At 41.3% G+C, this 15,980-nt stretch carries 19 protein-coding genes and 1 tRNA gene; 17 read left to right on the top strand and 3 right to left on the bottom strand.

Translation table 11 applies throughout. The features are described 5' to 3' along the window. The first annotated feature begins 223 nt into the window (after nucleotides 1-223). The 8 genes from C4B60_RS11440 (at nucleotide 224) to C4B60_RS21470 (ending at nucleotide 6,914) form a co-directional block, all read left to right on the top strand. Entirely contained in the window at nucleotides 224-1,702 is a 1,479-nt protein-coding gene (locus tag C4B60_RS11440; RefSeq protein ID WP_104058140.1) for a tetratricopeptide repeat protein, read from the top strand. 80 nt (nucleotides 1,703-1,782) lie between these two features. Continuing rightward, nucleotides 1,783-2,733: a thioredoxin-disulfide reductase gene (gene trxB, locus C4B60_RS11435; RefSeq protein WP_104058139.1), complete on the top strand. Its 951-nt coding sequence runs from the start codon at nucleotides 1,783-1,785 to the stop codon at nucleotides 2,731-2,733. Nucleotides 2,734-3,015: 282 nt separating this feature from the next. Next, on the top strand, nucleotides 3,016-3,474 hold the full coding sequence (locus tag C4B60_RS11430) for an NUDIX hydrolase (RefSeq protein ID WP_104058138.1): 459 nt from the start codon (nucleotides 3,016-3,018) through the stop codon (nucleotides 3,472-3,474). Between the two features lie 27 nt (nucleotides 3,475-3,501). Further along, entirely contained in the window at nucleotides 3,502-4,389 is an 888-nt protein-coding gene (gene rapZ, locus C4B60_RS11425) for an RNase adapter RapZ (protein WP_104058137.1), read from the top strand. Beyond that, entirely contained in the window at nucleotides 4,386-5,375 is a 990-nt protein-coding gene (locus C4B60_RS11420) for a gluconeogenesis factor YvcK family protein (protein ID WP_104058136.1), read from the top strand. The genes rapZ and C4B60_RS11420 overlap by 4 nt, the downstream gene beginning before the upstream one ends. A gap of 35 nt (nucleotides 5,376-5,410) precedes the next feature. Continuing rightward, a complete protein-coding gene (gene whiA / locus C4B60_RS11415) occupies nucleotides 5,411-6,358 on the top strand; it encodes a DNA-binding protein WhiA (RefSeq protein ID WP_104058458.1) in 948 nt (315 codons plus the stop codon). An 81-nt stretch (nucleotides 6,359-6,439) separates the two neighbouring features. Beyond that, the gene (locus C4B60_RS11410) at nucleotides 6,440-6,697 is read left to right on the top strand and encodes an HPr family phosphocarrier protein (protein ID WP_104058135.1); all 258 of its coding nucleotides are present in this window, start codon (nucleotides 6,440-6,442) and stop codon (nucleotides 6,695-6,697) included. Between the two features lie 61 nt (nucleotides 6,698-6,758). Continuing rightward, entirely contained in the window at nucleotides 6,759-6,914 is a 156-nt protein-coding gene (locus C4B60_RS21470; protein WP_167578644.1) for a hypothetical protein, read from the top strand. A gap of 18 nt (nucleotides 6,915-6,932) precedes the next feature. Here the strand turns inward: C4B60_RS21470 and clpP are convergent, their stop codons facing one another. Continuing rightward, the gene (gene clpP / locus C4B60_RS11405) at nucleotides 6,933-7,532 is read right to left on the bottom strand and encodes an ATP-dependent Clp endopeptidase proteolytic subunit ClpP (RefSeq protein ID WP_104058134.1); all 600 of its coding nucleotides are present in this window, start codon (nucleotides 7,530-7,532) and stop codon (nucleotides 6,933-6,935) included. A gap of 473 nt (nucleotides 7,533-8,005) precedes the next feature. On the opposite strand from clpP, the gene C4B60_RS11400 reads away from it, so the two are divergent. Next, nucleotides 8,006-8,077 (top strand) — tRNA-Arg (locus C4B60_RS11400). Nucleotides 8,078-8,255: 178 nt separating this feature from the next. On the opposite strand, the gene C4B60_RS11395 is transcribed toward C4B60_RS11400, so the two are convergent. Together C4B60_RS11395 and C4B60_RS11390 are read right to left on the bottom strand one after the other, a co-directional pair. After that, a complete protein-coding gene (locus C4B60_RS11395) occupies nucleotides 8,256-9,347 on the bottom strand; it encodes a tyrosine-type recombinase/integrase (protein WP_104058133.1) in 1,092 nt (363 codons plus the stop codon). A 21-nt stretch (nucleotides 9,348-9,368) separates the two neighbouring features. After that, nucleotides 9,369-9,848, bottom strand: coding sequence for a helix-turn-helix domain-containing protein (locus tag C4B60_RS11390; RefSeq protein WP_245153951.1), 480 nt, complete (start codon nucleotides 9,846-9,848; stop codon nucleotides 9,369-9,371). 147 nt (nucleotides 9,849-9,995) lie between these two features. Here C4B60_RS11390 and C4B60_RS11385 point away from each other — a divergent pair, with 147 nt between their 5' ends. The 8 genes from C4B60_RS11385 to C4B60_RS11350 all read left to right on the top strand — a co-directional run bounded on the left by C4B60_RS11385 (nucleotide 9,996) and on the right by C4B60_RS11350 (nucleotide 15,967). Beyond that, nucleotides 9,996-10,265, top strand: a complete 270-nt coding sequence (locus C4B60_RS11385; RefSeq protein WP_104058132.1) for a helix-turn-helix domain-containing protein — start codon at nucleotides 9,996-9,998, stop codon at nucleotides 10,263-10,265. Between the two features lie 3 nt (nucleotides 10,266-10,268). Then, nucleotides 10,269-10,589 carry a DUF771 domain-containing protein gene (locus C4B60_RS11380; protein WP_104058131.1) on the top strand — a complete coding sequence of 107 codons (321 nt, stop codon included), beginning with the start codon at nucleotides 10,269-10,271 and terminating at the stop codon, nucleotides 10,587-10,589. A 16-nt stretch (nucleotides 10,590-10,605) separates the two neighbouring features. Continuing rightward, the gene (locus C4B60_RS11375; protein ID WP_104058130.1) at nucleotides 10,606-10,863 is read left to right on the top strand and encodes a hypothetical protein; all 258 of its coding nucleotides are present in this window, start codon (nucleotides 10,606-10,608) and stop codon (nucleotides 10,861-10,863) included. 6 nt (nucleotides 10,864-10,869) lie between these two features. Then, nucleotides 10,870-11,193 (top strand): YozE family protein, encoded by a 324-nt coding sequence (locus C4B60_RS11370; RefSeq protein ID WP_104058129.1) that lies wholly within the window; start codon nucleotides 10,870-10,872, stop codon nucleotides 11,191-11,193. 139 nt (nucleotides 11,194-11,332) lie between these two features. Beyond that, complete coding sequence (locus C4B60_RS11365) at nucleotides 11,333-13,432, top strand: phage/plasmid primase, P4 family (RefSeq protein WP_104058128.1); 2,100 nt, start codon at nucleotides 11,333-11,335, stop codon at nucleotides 13,430-13,432. Nucleotides 13,433-14,194: 762 nt separating this feature from the next. After that, the gene (locus C4B60_RS11360) at nucleotides 14,195-14,863 is read left to right on the top strand and encodes a hypothetical protein (RefSeq protein ID WP_104058127.1); all 669 of its coding nucleotides are present in this window, start codon (nucleotides 14,195-14,197) and stop codon (nucleotides 14,861-14,863) included. 28 nt (nucleotides 14,864-14,891) lie between these two features. After that, on the top strand, nucleotides 14,892-15,638 hold the full coding sequence (locus C4B60_RS11355) for a hypothetical protein (protein ID WP_104058126.1): 747 nt from the start codon (nucleotides 14,892-14,894) through the stop codon (nucleotides 15,636-15,638). A 32-nt stretch (nucleotides 15,639-15,670) separates the two neighbouring features. After that, on the top strand, nucleotides 15,671-15,967 hold the full coding sequence (locus C4B60_RS11350; protein ID WP_104058125.1) for a hypothetical protein: 297 nt from the start codon (nucleotides 15,671-15,673) through the stop codon (nucleotides 15,965-15,967). Nucleotides 15,968-15,980: the final 13 nt, after the last annotated feature.

Genomic DNA, 15,980 nt, shown 5'->3' with positions numbered 1-15,980 from the left:
TAAAGTTTAATTGAGATGAAGATTCCCGGTATGGGGTCTTCATCTTTTTTTAGCTGGTTACCCATTCAGTCCATTTGATCATATGCTGTTAAATAGGGATTTTTGCGAACCTGAAAATGGAATAAGAGGTTTAAATCTTTTTAAAATGATCAATAGTATTTACAACAGCCCAAACGAAAAATATGCTATCATTGATTAGTTACTACAAGTTCGGAGGCTATACATGAAAAAAGGATCTAAGCAAACGGAAATTAAGGGAAAAATATACCCGTTTCATCCAACAGGTGAAAGTTATTATAGAAGAGGCATGGCTATGTATCAACGTGGTCAGTTAGATAAAGCAATCAAATACTTAAAGCGCGCACATGAACTGGAGCCTGAAGAGCCGATGATTCCTCTACAGGTGGCCATCATTGAAACCGAAATAGGCGAGTTCAGCCAGTCAAATGACCGGCTGAAACATATTCTCGACAAACTGGATTCAACCATGACAGAGATCCATTATTTTATGGCCAATAACTTCGCCCACCTCGGATTATTTCAAGAGGCCTATAAACACGCTACTGCTTATTTGTCCCAAAATGAAGACGGAGAATTTGCTGAGGATGCGGAGGATCTTCTGGAGCTCATTTCGCTTGAGGAAGACGAAGAGGAATGGGATGATGATCCTGCTCAGGATGAGTTAATTATTCATCAGGAAAAAGCAGGGGAAATGCTTGCTGAAGGAAAGTTTAAAGAAGCGATTGAACTTTTGGAGGAAGTGGTTGAACGCTTCCCTGATTACTGGTCTGCTTACAATAATTTAGCGCTTGCTTATTTTTATTTTGGCGAGACAGAGCAAGCCACTGCGCTTTTAACAGAGGTGCTTCATCGAAACCCTGGAAATTTGCATGCACTGTGTAATCTGGCTGTTTTTTACCATTACGAGCAGCGTACGGATGAACTCGACCAGCTAATGGATGCTCTTGAACATGTGCGTCCGTTTTTGTTTGAGCACCGGTTTAAGCTTGGGGCTACCTTTGCGCTTGTTGGGCGGCATGAAAAAGCGTATGCCTGGCTAAAAAGCTTAGTGAAGCGGGGCTTTGAAGGAGATGCCGGGTTTTATTTCTGGCTTTCCCATGCAGCCTGGCACTCAGGTCATGAGAAGGTAGCGCGCGATTCCTGGAAGCGGGTTATTGAAGAGCAGCCTGAAAAGGAAGGGCTTGAGCCGTGGAATGGTCAATCGATTAAAAAAGATGATTCTCTTCTCGAATCCATGTATCCTGAGGAGCGTTTATTTGCACTCTATAGAAACGCAGGAAATAACTCGTTGCTTATTAAAAACAATGCGCCTAGCTTTCTTACGTCAGTGGAAAAGGAATACGTTGACCTGCTCAAACAATTGAATGATAAAAAAGCTCAGCCCAGCGCTTCCGGACCATTATATCGTGCGCATGAAGTGGCAGGCAGACTGAACCACTCATTTGACCCATCCCATCAGCCCCATCAAGGGTTATTTTATATGTGGTTTCACATCGTATTTTATGGAGCAAAGGACAATTATCCTTTCACAAATATAAATGCATTGGCAGCATCGGTTGAGTACTTGTGGAAAAAAATCAAAGCCGAGAAAGTTTCTCAAAAAGAAATGGCGCAAAAATACGATATAAACGTTTCGACTATGCGCAAATACCTGAATGAGCTGGAGGCTTATCTGCCTTAAGCAGAATAGTGGACGGGTTTCCCGTTCTGTCTTACGATAAATATGGATTCATTGGAGTTTGGATAAAGGAGTGTAGAAACATGACTGAAGAAAAAATTTATGATGTAGTAATTATCGGTGCCGGACCTGCTGGAATGACAGCTGCCGTTTACACCTCCCGCGGCAATCTGTCTACCCTGATGCTAGAACGGGGAGTACCTGGCGGGCAAATGGCGAACACAGAGGATGTAGAAAATTACCCTGGTTTTGATCATATTCTTGGTCCCGATCTTTCGAATAAAATGTTTGAGCACGCAAAAAAATTCGGCGCTGAATATGCCTATGGTGATGTAAAAGAGATCATCGACGGCAAAGAATACAAAACAATTAAAGCAGGCAAAAAGGAATACAAAGCACGCTCCATCATTCTGTCAACAGGAGCTGAGTATAAAAAGCTTGGCGTACCTGGTGAAAAAGAGCTTGGAGGACGCGGAGTATCCTACTGTGCAGTATGTGACGGAGCTTTCTTTAAAAACAAGGACCTTGTTGTTGTCGGCGGAGGAGACTCAGCTGTTGAAGAAGGTGTCTACCTTACCCGCTTTGCCAATAAAGTAACAATTGTGCACCGCCGCGATAAGCTACGCGCCCAGCAGATCCTTCAAAATCGTGCATTTGATAATGACAAAATCGATTTTATCTGGAACAGCACAGTAAAAGAAATCAATGAAGAAAATGGAAAAGTCGGTTCAGTAACGTTAATGTCTACTCAGGACGGAAGTGAAACGCCGTTTAAAGCAGACGGTGCGTTTATCTATATCGGCATGGTTCCGCTGACAAAGCCGTTTGAATCCTTAAATATTCTGAACAACGAAGGATATATTGAAACAGACAGCACAATGGAGACGAACGTGCCGGGTATTTTTGCTGCGGGGGATGTGCGCGACAAAACCCTTCGTCAAATCGTCACAGCTACTGGGGACGGAAGCATCGCTGCTCAGGCAGTCCAGCATTATGTAGAGAATTTGAAAGAATCTTTGAAAGTTAGCCAATAAATTAATCTTGTCTATACAAAATTTTATTTAATCGTTACTAAGCTGTAACAGCTATGCAACAATAAAGGGGTATAGTGAATTTGTAAGTAATTAACCCCCTTTAGTATATAGATTACTTTCTGGCATGGACGAACCCGGTCCATGCCCTTTTTTTGTGCTTAAATGAATCACAAATCGCTTTCCCGAATACCAATACAAAAGGGGGAGCGAATGTCTCTAATTGTTTGAAGCATTAAAAGAATGTATAATAAATTGAATGAGCAAATTTGAGCAGGTGATAAAATGCAGCGAATAACGAATTGTGTTTATATACAGGACAATAAAGCCTTGCTTCTTCAAAAGCCGAGAAGAGACTGGTGGGTGGCACCGGGCGGCAAGATGGAGCCTGGAGAATCAGTGCGCGATGCGTGCATCCGGGAATACCGTGAAGAAACCGGGATTTATCTTAAAAATCCGGATATAAAAGGAATATTCACATTTATCATTAAGGATGGAAACGAAGTAGTCTCTGAATGGATGATGTTTACCTTTCTTGCTACAGAAGCTGACGGTGTACAGTTAAGTGAATCACCTGAAGGCATCCTGAAATGGCAGCCGCTTGAAGCAATCCAAACGCTGGATATGGCAGAAGGCGACAGACACATATTGGATTATGTAGTCCACGGCCAGGGTGTCATGTATGGCACGTTTACGTATACCAAGGATTTTGAGCTTATTTCATATCGATTAGACCCAAATTAATGGTTCACAATAAAAGGAGGGGTATTCATGTCTGCAGTTAATGATGTAGAACTCGTAATCATAACCGGAATGTCCGGCGCTGGTAAAACAGTGGCTGTACAAAGCTTTGAAGACCTTGGATTTTTTTGTGTGGATAATCTCCCTCCAGCCTTAATGCCAAAATTTTTAGAGCTGATGAAAGAATCCAATAATAAAATGAACAGAGTAGCCCTTGTAATGGATTTACGAGGAAGAGAATTTTTTGATTCTCTTTTTAAAGCGCTCGATCAATTTAATGAATCTGACTATGTAACCCCTAAAATTCTTTATCTTGATGCTGACGATGACGCATTGGTCAGACGCTACAAGGAAACACGACGTTCACATCCTCTTGCACCGCTTGGTCTCCCCCTCCAGGGAATTGAACAGGAGCGTCTGCTTCTTCAGGATTTAAAAGGGCGGGCCCAAATGATTTATAACACATCAGACCTGAAACCCCGTGAGCTTCGTGAAAAAATTCTTGCCGAATTTTCTGCGAATAAACAGTCTTTATTTACTGTAAATGTAATGTCCTTTGGCTTTAAATACGGTATACCGATCGATGCAGATCTGGTATTTGATGTTCGATTTTTACCTAATCCTCATTATATCGACCATATGCGCCCGCAAACCGGTCTTGATGAAGAGGTCTCGACCTATGTAATGAAATGGACAGAAACACAAAAGTTTCTGGAAAAAACACTGGATCTTTTAACCTTCATGCTGCCGCAGTATAAACGTGAAGGTAAGAGCCAGCTGGTGGTTGCCATCGGATGCACAGGAGGCCAGCACCGGTCTGTAGCGTTGACAGAGGAGATTGCCCGCTCCTTTGCAAAGGATTACCATACACGGATTACCCATCGTGATATAGAAAAACGCAAGGGGAAAACAAGTTGACGCCTAAGAAATCGCAGCAGGGAAAAGTAGTTGTCATCGGAGGGGGAACAGGGCTTTCTGTTCTTCTCCGGGGATTAAAAAACCATCCTGTCGATATTACAGCAATCGTAACCGTAGCAGATGATGGCGGAAGCTCAGGGCGCATCCGGGAGGATTTAAAAATCCCTCCTCCGGGTGATATACGGAACGTTCTTGCAGCGCTTTCAGATGTTGAACCGCTCGTAGAAGAAATGTTCCAGTACCGGTTTGCGAGTAAGAACGAATTAAGCGGGCATGCTTTAGGCAATCTAATTATTGCGGCAATGACCTCCATTACAGGAGATTTCGCTCATGGAATTCAGGAAATGAGCAAGGTATTAAACGTAAGGGGAACCGTACTCCCATCAGCAAATCAGAGTATTCTGCTGTCTGCTGAAATGGAGGACGGATCAGTGATCAAGGGAGAATCCAAGATCCCATTCTCAGGCAAGAAAATCAGCCGGGTTTTTCTTTCACCTGAACACGTGAAAGCGTTGCCTCAGGCGGTTGAAGCCATCGAAGAAGCAGATATGATTGTCATTGGCCCCGGTTCTCTTTATACGAGTATCCTTCCTAATCTGCTCGTAAAAGAAATTGGGAGAGCCGTCATAAAATCAACTGTTCCGAAGGTTTATATATGCAATCTGATGACACAGGCAGGGGAAACACTCAACTATACTGCAGCTGATCATATTCGTGCGCTTTATAAGCATATGGGTGAACCATTTTTTGATTATGTACTCGTTAACAATGAAGAAATTCCGACAGAAGTGAAATCACTTTATGATAAAGAAATGGCAGAACCCGTACAATTTGATGTCGATCGTCTGCACGGCATGGGGCTGAAGGTAGTTTATGATAAAATTATCACTTACCACAATGGCCTCATTCGTCATGATACCGAGCGGGTAGCTGCAATCATTACAAAATTAATGGAAGAAAAACATAAAAGATCTTCTCATGCTTAACAGAGAGAGGGTATAAGGAAAGGCTGGTGAATGATATGTCATTTGCTTCAGAGACAAAAAAAGAGCTGACTCAGATTGAAGCAGCCGACTGCTGTGCGAAAGCTGAGCTTTCAGCCCTTATCCGTATGAACGGATCTCTTTCCTTCTCCAATCGACTGCTTGTCGTTAACATACAAACTGAAAATGCAGCGATCGCCAGAAGAATTTATACATTGATTAAAAAGAATTATTCCATTCAGGTGGAGCTTCTCGTTCGTAAGAAAATGAGACTAAAAAAGAATAATGTTTATATTGTCCGTGTGGTTGAAAGAGCCGAGGAAATTTTACGGGACTTAAAAATCCTTGATGAAGGCGTCGGCCTAAATCACCAAATTTCTCCTTCCGTGCTCGGGAAAAAATGCTGCCAGCGCGCCTATCTTCGCGGAGCATTTTTAGCCGGGGGTTCTGTTAATAATCCGGAAACCTCTTCCTACCATCTGGAGATTTTCACCTTATATGAAGAACATAATGAATCCGTTTGTAATCTTATGAATACATTCGGGTTGAATGCCAAAACGATTGAACGAAAAAAAGGTTTTATTACGTATTTAAAAGAAGCTGAAAAAATCACAGAGCTTTTCAGTTTAATCGGGGCTCACCAGGCGCTTCTTCGTTTTGAGGATGTAAGAATCGTCAGGGATATGAGAAATTCAGTCAATAGACTGGTCAATTGTGAAACAGCGAACTTAAATAAAACAATCGGCGCTGCACTGCGGCAGGTTGAAAATATACGCTTTATTGAGCGGCATGCCGGCCTCAGTATCTTACCGGACAAGCTCCGGGAAATTGCTGAGCTGAGAGTTGCATATCAGGATGTAACGCTAAAGGAGCTTGGTGAAATGGTTTCCGGAGGCAACATCAGCAAATCAGGAATTAATCATCGCTTGCGAAAGATTGATGAGATTGCAGAAAAGTTACGTAAAGGTGAAATGGTTGAAAATTAAGATTAGCCGCTAGATTTTGTGGTAAAGTGAATGAATACATGCAAATTAACGTAGGATACTACCTTTTAAGGGGGATGTTAAATGAAACAACAGAACGTTACCGTAAAATTGAAATCAGGTCTACAGGCAAGGCCTGCTGCACTATTTGTGCAGGAGGCCACCCGCTACCAATCAGACGTCTTTATTGAAAAAGACGGAAAGAAGGTAAATGCAAAAAGCATTATGGGATTAATGAGCCTGGCACTGGGACCCGGCACGACCTTTACATTACTCACTGATGGTAGTGACGAAGACACTGCACTGCAATCGCTTGCATCGTTTGTTGAGGAAGAGCAATAATAATATAAACAGAACCCCGCTAACTCAAGCGGGGTTTTTTTATGAAGGAAGGGGGGAGTTTATGCAGCTTTGCACTCTTATCTTTTTAACTCTCTTAGATAGAAAATTTAATGGCATTCTCCTCATGCTGCATATCATTCTTTTTATTATTGCAATAAGCACATACTCTTTTAAGAAAAAAGAACATAAAAAAGCCGGTCAGCTTATCTTAAGCTAACCGGCTTAGTAAAAGTTATTATTTTGTTTCTGTAATATCGTTTCTTTCCATGATGTGATCAATTAATCCGTAATCTTTTGCACGAGCAGACGTCATGAAGTTATCGCGCTCTGTATCACGCTGTACAGTTTCGAAATCCTGTCCAGTGCGATCTGCAAGAATTTGGTTTAGTTTATCACGAAGGAAAAGAATACGCTTAGCTGCGATATCAATTTCTGTCGCTTGACCCTGTGCGCCGCCAAGAGGCTGGTGAATCATTACCTCTGCGTTTGGAAGTGCATAGCGGTGACCTTTCTCACCAGCTGCCAGAAGGAATGCTCCCATTGATGCAGCCATACCAATACAGATCGTGTGTACCTTTGGTTTAATAAACTGCATTGTATCGTAAATGGCCATACCGGCAGTAATGCTTCCGCCTGGGCTGTTAATATAAAGGTAGATGTCTTTTTCCGGATTTTCTGCTTCAAGGAAAAGAAGCTGAGATACGATGGAGTTTGCTACATTATCATCAATTCCGCTTCCAAGCATAATAATGCGGTCTTTCAGCAGACGAGAGTAAATATCATAAGCACGTTCTCCTCGGTTTGTTTGTTCAATAACTGTTGGAATTAAATTCATCTTAAATCCTCCTTCTTCTCTCTAAATTAAGTAGTGAGATTATGTATTTAATGATACAACTAAGGTCAAAAAAGGTCAAACAAATTGCTTCCTCTTTCCTCCTTAAGCTATTAGTACCATCATACCCATTAATCTATACGTTTAACAAGTGTGAACCATTACATTTAAACTTCGACATTGTGGTTGCATAAGTAAACATCCTGAATTATAATGGTTAAGTGTCGTGAAGAGAAGCGATTGCTTCTATATTATAGATTTCGAGCTTTGGAGGTTTAAATCCTCTATCTGTTTCCGCTTTTTTTATTCGAGCTGTCGGAGCTGGTCGAGTCGCTTCCGCTTTAAACTAGTTAGTCGAGCTACGGAGGGCAACTCCTCGGATCGTAAGCCACTCAACCCAGCAGGCAAAAAGCGCCTGCAAGTGTTGAATGTCTTACGTCTGTCGGAGCTGAACGCCCTCCTTCGCATCCTTTTTTGCCCTCGTGGTGTAATGGATAACACGTAAGATTCCGGTTCTTGAGATAGGGGTTCGATTCCCTTCGAGGGCGTATATACCATTATGTACGTTGTTTTAAATAAGTAGTCATAAAAACCAAAAACGTTGCTATATCAGCGTTTAAGGGGATTATGACTACTTTTTATTTTGCTTAAGAAAGCTACCAGTTCTATTAGGTTTTTAAAGGTTTCTACACATTTTCTACACATCGACGACAGCAAAATGAACATTTAAGCGAGATCTTCTACTAATCGTTCGTTTTCTTCTGTTAATTGCTCCTTTAGGAGGTGGGAATATACCCTGAGGGTTGTTTCAATATCTCTATGGCCTAAGCGCTTAGAAATAAATTGAACCGAATATTTACGGTAAAGCAGAACGCTGCAGTGAGTGTGGCGTAATCCGTGGAAGGTGATATTTTTTATCTCCAGCGTAGAACATAACTTCTTTAGGATCTTATTAACCCATGCATTTGTAATCACATGAGATTTTTGGGAAGGGTTGAAGAACACCAGGTCATTTACATTGGGAGGAAGGTTTTTAAATAATTCTTTGAAAGCAGCCATAGTAGTTTTATCAACGGTAATCATCCGCTCAGAATCCTCGTTTTTCGTTTTGGTCATTCCTCTTCCTTCTTTATAATCCCAAGTCTTATCCACTTTTATCGTGCTTTCCTTGAAATTAAAGTCTTTTCTGGTCAATCCAACAATCTCAGCGAACCTCATCCCCGTTTTTAATCCCAGCAGTATGGCGTAGTACCCCAGAGAATCATTTAAACGCTCGCTGACAGCTTTAAGAAGCTTCGAGTAGTCATTGTAGTCTAAATACTTCTCATCGGGTTTCTTGGCTTCCACAGAGCCAGTTATAGTGACTCCATATGTGAAGTCCTTAGTGATCAGTTCCTGGAATATAGCTTCTTGAACACATGCTCTAATTTGGGTGTTCACTTTTCTCACAGATTCTTTCGCTCGAGTGCGGCCGTAATCCTTCAGGAAATGCACGTAATCGTCTTTTGTGATGTCTTGAAGGTTCTTGTTCAAAAAGTACTGCTCCACCGTATTGAGCGTGTTCTCATAGCGTTTTTTAGTAGCCGGAGAGACATGGCTTTTATGAAGCTTGATCCAGGACTCAAAGTATTCAGGAAAAGGTGTCTTTGCGAATTGCGGGTTCTTGCCCAACATTAGCGACTTTTCTACTTCAGCTGCTGCTATTTGACACTCCTTTTTAGAAGTAAATCCACCTTTACGTATTGGTTTATATTTGCCGTTAATCATCCGACTGACAGTGTATTGATAAGTCTTTCCAATTTTACTTATACTGGCCATAATCTGTCCTCCGTTTTTTAACTATTGTTTATTAAGAATCACTTCGAGCATCGTTTCGATCTTTACTTTTTCTTCATTGGTCAAAAGCCTGTCTTTATAATAGATATCAGTAAACTGTTGGTTGTTAAGAATATAGTGTAGATCAAAAAACCTTCTTTTTAATTCTTCTTTACTGATGGAGTTTTCTTCTTCAATCCCATCTAAATTAAGTTCAAATGTTACAGATACTATCTTTTGGTTTCCCTCTTTATTCTGATCGGGCTCTGTAATGTAGCCTGCCCAAAGCATTAACTCGTGATAATCGACACCTAAACCATTTGAAAGCTTCCTTATTAATTCCGGTTTTGGAGCGTCCCTTTTACCACTCTCCAGCTGAGAAATATATGCATGGGATACACCTGAGCGGTCGGCAAGCTTCCTCATCGATAATTTCTTTTCTTTTCTCATCAACTTTAATTGTTCTCCAAAATAATCTCCAAAATCATCCCTAAAATTAGTCAATGTGTTACCTCCTTGTAAAGTTGTTCACAGGAAATATTATATCCTAGTGGTAACAAAATTAAAACAAGTTTTAAAATAATTTAAATAATGGTTGCAAAAGTTACCGTTCGGTTGTATTATTAGATTACTGACGGGAGGTGCTATTAAATGTTTGTCTTAATAACAAAAATCAAACAAGGAAGCGTTAGACTGCTCATTGCTAAAAAAGGTATGAGTCATAGAGATTTTGCTAAGTCAATTGGGATTTCTCATTCATACCTCTCTCAACTGGTTAATGGTAAAAGAAAACCCTCTCCATCTACTGCTGGGAAGATTGCTTTAGGACTGAACGTGGATTTGAGTGAAATTTTTTTATACAAAGTGGTAACAAAAGATAACCACCGGGAGGTAAAAGAGAGAAGCGTGGAGGTGAGGTAGGAGATGCAGCAATTAAGTGTAAACCTAATAATCCCCATCCCAGAGGACTCTGTGATTATAAGCCGAGTTGAATGGGATCGGTTGAAGGAGAACGAATTGTCAGGAGTGTACTGGACAATGGCTCTGTTAGAGCAACGGACGGGTAAGAAGCGGCAATGGCTGCAAGAGCACATTCTTTATCAGCCTAAGTTTAAAAAGACACTCAGTAAATTCGTATACTATCCCACATCAAAAGGGGACAAGTGGAGTTTTAACGCAAAAGAGATGGCAAGTTTCTTAGATCGCCATTTCACTGAAATCTATAACGGTGCAATTAAAAAATAAAAAAGGAGTGGGACATATGAAAACTGTAAGTAAAGGCAATAGAAGTGCAAACAACGTGGGCGGGGAGAAAGAAGTTATTGACCTGACACATTTTATTAAGGAGTTAAGAAGACTGGCGGAGGTTAAAACAGCTATTCAAGCCGTCGGTACAGAAGGAATAGAAGTATTGATTCAGGATCAAGTGATTACTAAAGAAGAGATTCAGATGTTGAGTATTTTCACAAAGTCTTCTGGAGGATCTACTCATTCCGTCAGCAGTGAATGTAGGGGGTAGAAAGGTATGGGATTTAAAGAGTGGATTGTCCGCTATAAGGACAGAAATTCAAGACGTGGAGACCTGGCCTATGATATCTATCATGATTCTAAGTTCCCTAGAGGAAGCGATAAAGCAGTTTTGCTTAATTACTTAAAGTGGGTAAGACGTGCTCATCCAGACTGCCTGAAAGCCTTTAGGAGTGCGTGGAGGTCATACAGCCATTTCTTAAAAAAATCTTTTGACGGAGAGCTGGTCCGTGAAAATGATCGATTGCATGCAGAAATCCTTGCGTTAAAAGAGCAGTTAAAAAATAGCCAAAAAAAAGAGCCCTCTGGTGGAGAAGGCTAGCTTTAAAAAGAATTGCATCGAGACCATGCAGTAAGCCGGCAAACAATTCTATGAAGCTAATTGTATTCTATATTCACTGAAAAATCAATTATCTGCATAGAAATTTCAGTTGTTTGTTGGATAAAAAGGTTGTGAATCCATGGCAATTATTGATAGTAAAAACGATTACTTGAAAACAGTTGAGAGAATCCTTCCAGGGGGAAAAGTTTTCAAGTTAAAAGGTTATTCAAACGGAAATACCGATTACCAAAAGGCTAAAAGATCCATTGTTAAAGGCTTTACTACTGATGCAGCTGTCCATTTAAATGACAGCCAGATAAAGCAGCATTTAGACCAGGGCGGCTGGTGTGGCATCCTGATACCTAAAGGATCCATTGTCATCGATGTTGACGATCACGGTTCAGCAGAAAAGCTGCAGCAGCTGCTTGAAGGTGAAGGGGTAAACCATCATGCAATTATGACCCCTAATGGCAGACAGTTTATATTCCAGTGCCGGTCAGAAGTGAATAAGGCCATAAAGCAGGACTCGAAGCTGTTTACCACGATAGGAGTCACGGTTGATACAAGAGTGATGAATAAGGGTTACATAGTGATGCCCTCACCTAACACTGAAAATCGAACGATCATTGCTCAAAGTATGGATGGCGCGGACGAGCTGCCTGAGTATTTACTGCCGATAAGGAGGAAAGCCAGTTTAAAAGACGCTAATTATTCGCTGCCGATCCCTTTGCAGGATGGCAGTAGAAACCAAGAATTCTCCAAGTGGGCAGGGTATCTCCGGGCGTGGGAAGTTCCAAAGAAGCTGCTGATCTACTCAATGAAGTTGATTCACCGATACTTTGTTGAAGATCACGGAACCTTTACAGAAGAAGAAGCACGCGCAACCATCCGGTCTGCAGTTAACTGGCAGCCAGAACAACCGGCCTCCAAGCGTCTCTCAGCTGCGGATGATTTCGATGTTATCCCAACCAATATCGGCTATTTCGAAGGAAAGAAGTTCATCCCTCAATATTTAGCAGAAGAGATTATGGCAGAAAAGCCGATGGTCTTTGAAGGGAAGACACTATTCGCTTATGAAGATGGTGTTTACCGGGAGGTTAGTGACTATGTTATACGCAGCTTGTGTATGGAGAAATTGGGAAAAGATTTCCGAAAAACCTATGCAGACGAAACGATTCATTTTATCCAGGTTGCAACCTTCCGTCCAATTGGGGAGAGATCACCTTCTATTGAATTTATTAACGTGAAAAACGGCTTATTAGACTGGCGAGAGGAAAAACTGCATCCTCATACCCCAGATTATTTTTCTACCAGTCAGCTGCCGATCACTTACAACCCTGAGGCTTCTTGTCCTGGTATCGAAAAATTTTTTAAGAGTGTTGTGCCGCATGATGCAATCCCGCTCGTTGAGGAGTGGTTCGGGTACTGCATGCTGCCGACAGCTAAGTACGGTAAAGCTCTCATGTTGATCGGATCCGGTAGCAACGGTAAAAGTAAATTCATTGATCTGTTTGAAGCTTTTATCGGAGCAGAAAACCTTACGAATGTTCCATTACAAGACCTTGAACATAACAGATTTAAACTGGCGAAGCTTTACGGGAAGCTGGCAAACACATCAGCTGATCTCTCAGCAGAAGCTCTCAAGACATCCAGCACCTTTAAGAATGTAGTGACAGGCGACCGGGTGAGTGCTGAATTTAAAGGAAAAGATAGTTTTGATTTTCGACCCTTTGCACGTTTGATATTTTCTGCTAATGAGCTGCCACGCTCGAGTGACTTAACACCAGGCTTTTTTAGGCGGTGGGTGATCATTCCCTTTCCAAATAAGTTCGGACCAGGTGGAAAGCCGGCGGATCCGGATCTACTGGAAAAGCTGACAGTGGAAGAAGAGTTAAGTGGGCTGCTTAATGTAGCGCTGCAGGGGCTCCTTCGTCTTGAGTTTACCTCTGAATTCACTAATAACAAGACAACCGAGGATGCATTGGAGAAATACAGGAAAGAGATTGATAACGTTGTAACTTTTATTGAGGAAAAGTGCTTGCTGGATCCTGAAAAGGTTACGCCAAAGCAAGAGGTGTTTGCTGAATACCAAAGCTGGTGTATGTCGAGTGGCTATAAGTCACTAGGGAAAGTGAAGTTCTACCATCGGTTTGAGGCGCAAGCAGCTGTGATGGAAGTGAGACTTGATAAACAGAGTGAGCGATCTTACAAAGGGGTGGAAATTGTCTCTTTCTTATAAGGATGAGGCAGTTCCGCCAAAGTTTCCGCCAAAGATTAAGGCTTTCCGCCAAAGTTGCGCCAAAGTTAAAACGGCATCAGTCTTACTGCGGCAACGGTTCCGCCAAAACCGCCAATCTTTTTTAACTCCTTAGAAGATTTTAAAGGTTAAGTAGTTAAGAAGTTTTTAAAACTATTAAAAGTTATAAATGGAGTTGAGATTTTCTGGCGGTTTTGGCGCTGCGTTGATATGACGGGATTTTACCCTCGAAAAACCCCTAAATTTTTGGCGCAACTTTGGCGGTAACTTTGGCGCAGAGTTTAGTAACGCTACTGCTGAGAGATGATGGCGAATGATGGCATATTCGTACCGTTTTTGCTGAGAAATGCTGAGATACCAAACGGAACAGCTCGCAAAATTGATTATGGTTTTTCATGGTATTCAAGCAGAAGAGATACCTAGCAAACCCTAGCATTAAAAGGTTCTTAACCATAGTAGAAAAAGGCACTTAACCCTGTAAATGCAACCCTTCCGATTGGTTGTAGCTTTAAAAAAGGTTGCAACGCTAAACCAAAAAGGTTGCAACGCTAAACCAACAACGTTGCATGAAAAAGAGGGGAAAAGTGCTGACCTGGAAGGAGTGATTTGTATGTAGAGCCCCCTAAGAAATACTAAGAACTTCCGAAACGAACACGGTGTGTAAAAACTATCCAGCAGATTCTCCAGAGTAACCAGAACGGAGGACCGGTCTGCTCCAGCAACATATAGAACTGAGGTGATTCTATGCAACAACCTTGTGAGAGCGCCCCGCAGATCAACCTTTATGATGTTAAGTATTTTGCGGCCGCGCCTGCAGAGGCGGAACGGCTTATTAAAAATAGAAATTTATACTTTGAAGCTCTTTATGAAGATATTTCTCCTGCTTTAACTTACATCAATGAGGAAGAAGGAGTCCTCCAAACACGGGGGAATCGTACCGAGAGCATGGCTCTAATGATTATAGATCAAAAGCAGGGATACGATCGGCGGATTAAGTCTTTACAATGGCGTCAGGAATGCTGGGAGAGCGTTTTGGCTGACTTGAATGATGAAGATCGGTTCAAAAGCATACAAGCCTTTCAGCAGGAGATTTATTTTTCAGATAGTGAGATTGATATGCTGCTTGATAAGCTGGCTAAACCTTTTTCAAAAATGCTTGAAGAACGGGAGAAATGTAAGAGGAAAGCTCATCAGGCAGAGTTGAAGAAGTACCGCGAACTAGAAAGCTTGTGGCTACAAAAAGAAGGTAAAAAGCTAACTGATCCCAATGAAGGGAAACGGCAGTACTTCCTAAAAGGCAGGTTTGTGTATTTAACAGAGGCTGAAATAGAGACCTATGAAAACATGATCCAAAAGAAAGCAAATGAAGCAGCATTTGCGTGGGGTGGCTGGGGTCCCGCTCAAGGCAATTAAAAATTAAGAGACAAGAGGAGAATGGATAATGACTATTAATTTCAATACTACAGACATGCAAAATAAGTGGAAAAATCAACTAAGTAACGCTAAAAAGAATTACAAAAAAGAAAGGCTTGTAAGGGAGTATGACTTAATAATTAACGAAATCGATCGGTATAAAGAGAATATTCAGCAGCAGGCAAATGCGCAATTAGAGCGCAATGAAAACCAGCTGAAAAGTATTGCAAAGCCAAAAGAACCGGAACGGAAAAAAGGTTTAGACATTGAGAATGTTCAACTCCTATCCTATTACGCTAAGATCATTCAATCTAAGCTTTCAGTTGAAGCAGATAACCAAGTATCCTTTTTGAAATTGATCGAGGAAATGCGTAATCACAAGGAGGAAGATATGAAGTGGGCCCTACTGGATAGCTACCATGAAATATTAGCAGCAGGCAGAGCGCTTACAACCAGAATTGAAAATCAGATGGACCAGGCGACTGATAAATCAGTTTCAGGAGGTAACTTCAGCAGAGTTGGGATTGATAGTGAAGTAACTTTTGAGAGCAAGTTAAGAGAGCAGTATGTTGCTGTTAAGCAATCATTAAAGGATCCTGCCCAGGTGAAGCGCGAAGAAGAAAACGAGCAGAACAGAGGGCAGATTGAAAAGGATAATTTTCATATCAATATTAGTCTTAGCCAGGCAGTCGATGCTCTAAATAGTACCAAAGCTAATTATCAACGGGAAAAAATCTTTACTGAGGATGAGAAAAAAGGCCATTACTTTCATTAAAAGCCTACAAAACAGAGAAAGGGGGTGGTGCTGTGGGCTGGGAATCAAGTTTAGCTCAATATTATGGGTTGGCCATAGCTGCTCAGAAAGTCGTTTCGGATAAAAGTTCTATTGAATCTTACATTAAGCATCTTCATTACCGAAAATGGACTGATGTCAATGAAAAGATAGCCCGTTCCTTTCTAAGTGTCTTATGTTTAAGTGTTGTGGATCAATATTTAAAAGGTACGTCAATGGAAGAAAACGCGTCTATGCATCAAATCTCTAAAGACTCAGTTGTAGATTATTTGAAGCTTTCAAGCAGAGTGTTTAAAAAAATAATGGAATAACGAAAGGGGACGA

The sequence above is a fragment of the Jeotgalibacillus proteolyticus genome (assembly GCF_002926065.1).
In the GTDB taxonomy this organism is placed as follows: domain Bacteria; phylum Bacillota; class Bacilli; order Bacillales; family Jeotgalibacillaceae; genus Jeotgalibacillus; species Jeotgalibacillus proteolyticus.
The sequence above is the reverse complement of the archived record's forward strand: the minus strand, read 5'-3'. Positions and strand labels throughout refer to the sequence as shown.

Coding starts and splice junctions, on each gene's coding strand:
- whiA (WP_104058458.1), top strand. CDS start 5,411: ATGTCATTTGCTTCAGAGACAAAAAAAGAGCTGACTCAGATTGAAGCA.
- C4B60_RS11365 (WP_104058128.1), top strand. CDS start 11,333: ATGGCAATTATTGATAGTAAAAACGATTACTTGAAAACAGTTGAGAGA.
- C4B60_RS11395 (WP_104058133.1), bottom strand. CDS start 9,347: ATGGCCAGTATAAGTAAAATTGGAAAGACTTATCAATACACTGTCAGT.
- C4B60_RS11360 (WP_104058127.1), top strand. CDS start 14,195: ATGCAACAACCTTGTGAGAGCGCCCCGCAGATCAACCTTTATGATGTT.
- C4B60_RS11380 (WP_104058131.1), top strand. CDS start 10,269: ATGCAGCAATTAAGTGTAAACCTAATAATCCCCATCCCAGAGGACTCT.
- C4B60_RS11370 (WP_104058129.1), top strand. CDS start 10,870: ATGGGATTTAAAGAGTGGATTGTCCGCTATAAGGACAGAAATTCAAGA.
- C4B60_RS11385 (WP_104058132.1), top strand. CDS start 9,996: ATGTTTGTCTTAATAACAAAAATCAAACAAGGAAGCGTTAGACTGCTC.
- C4B60_RS11375 (WP_104058130.1), top strand. CDS start 10,606: ATGAAAACTGTAAGTAAAGGCAATAGAAGTGCAAACAACGTGGGCGGG.
- C4B60_RS11410 (WP_104058135.1), top strand. CDS start 6,440: ATGAAACAACAGAACGTTACCGTAAAATTGAAATCAGGTCTACAGGCA.
- C4B60_RS11430 (WP_104058138.1), top strand. CDS start 3,016: ATGCAGCGAATAACGAATTGTGTTTATATACAGGACAATAAAGCCTTG.
- C4B60_RS11440 (WP_104058140.1), top strand. CDS start 224: ATGAAAAAAGGATCTAAGCAAACGGAAATTAAGGGAAAAATATACCCG.
- C4B60_RS11355 (WP_104058126.1), top strand. CDS start 14,892: ATGACTATTAATTTCAATACTACAGACATGCAAAATAAGTGGAAAAAT.
- rapZ (WP_104058137.1), top strand. CDS start 3,502: ATGTCTGCAGTTAATGATGTAGAACTCGTAATCATAACCGGAATGTCC.
- C4B60_RS21470 (WP_167578644.1), top strand. CDS start 6,759: ATGCAGCTTTGCACTCTTATCTTTTTAACTCTCTTAGATAGAAAATTT.
- trxB (WP_104058139.1), top strand. CDS start 1,783: ATGACTGAAGAAAAAATTTATGATGTAGTAATTATCGGTGCCGGACCT.
- clpP (WP_104058134.1), bottom strand. CDS start 7,532: ATGAATTTAATTCCAACAGTTATTGAACAAACAAACCGAGGAGAACGT.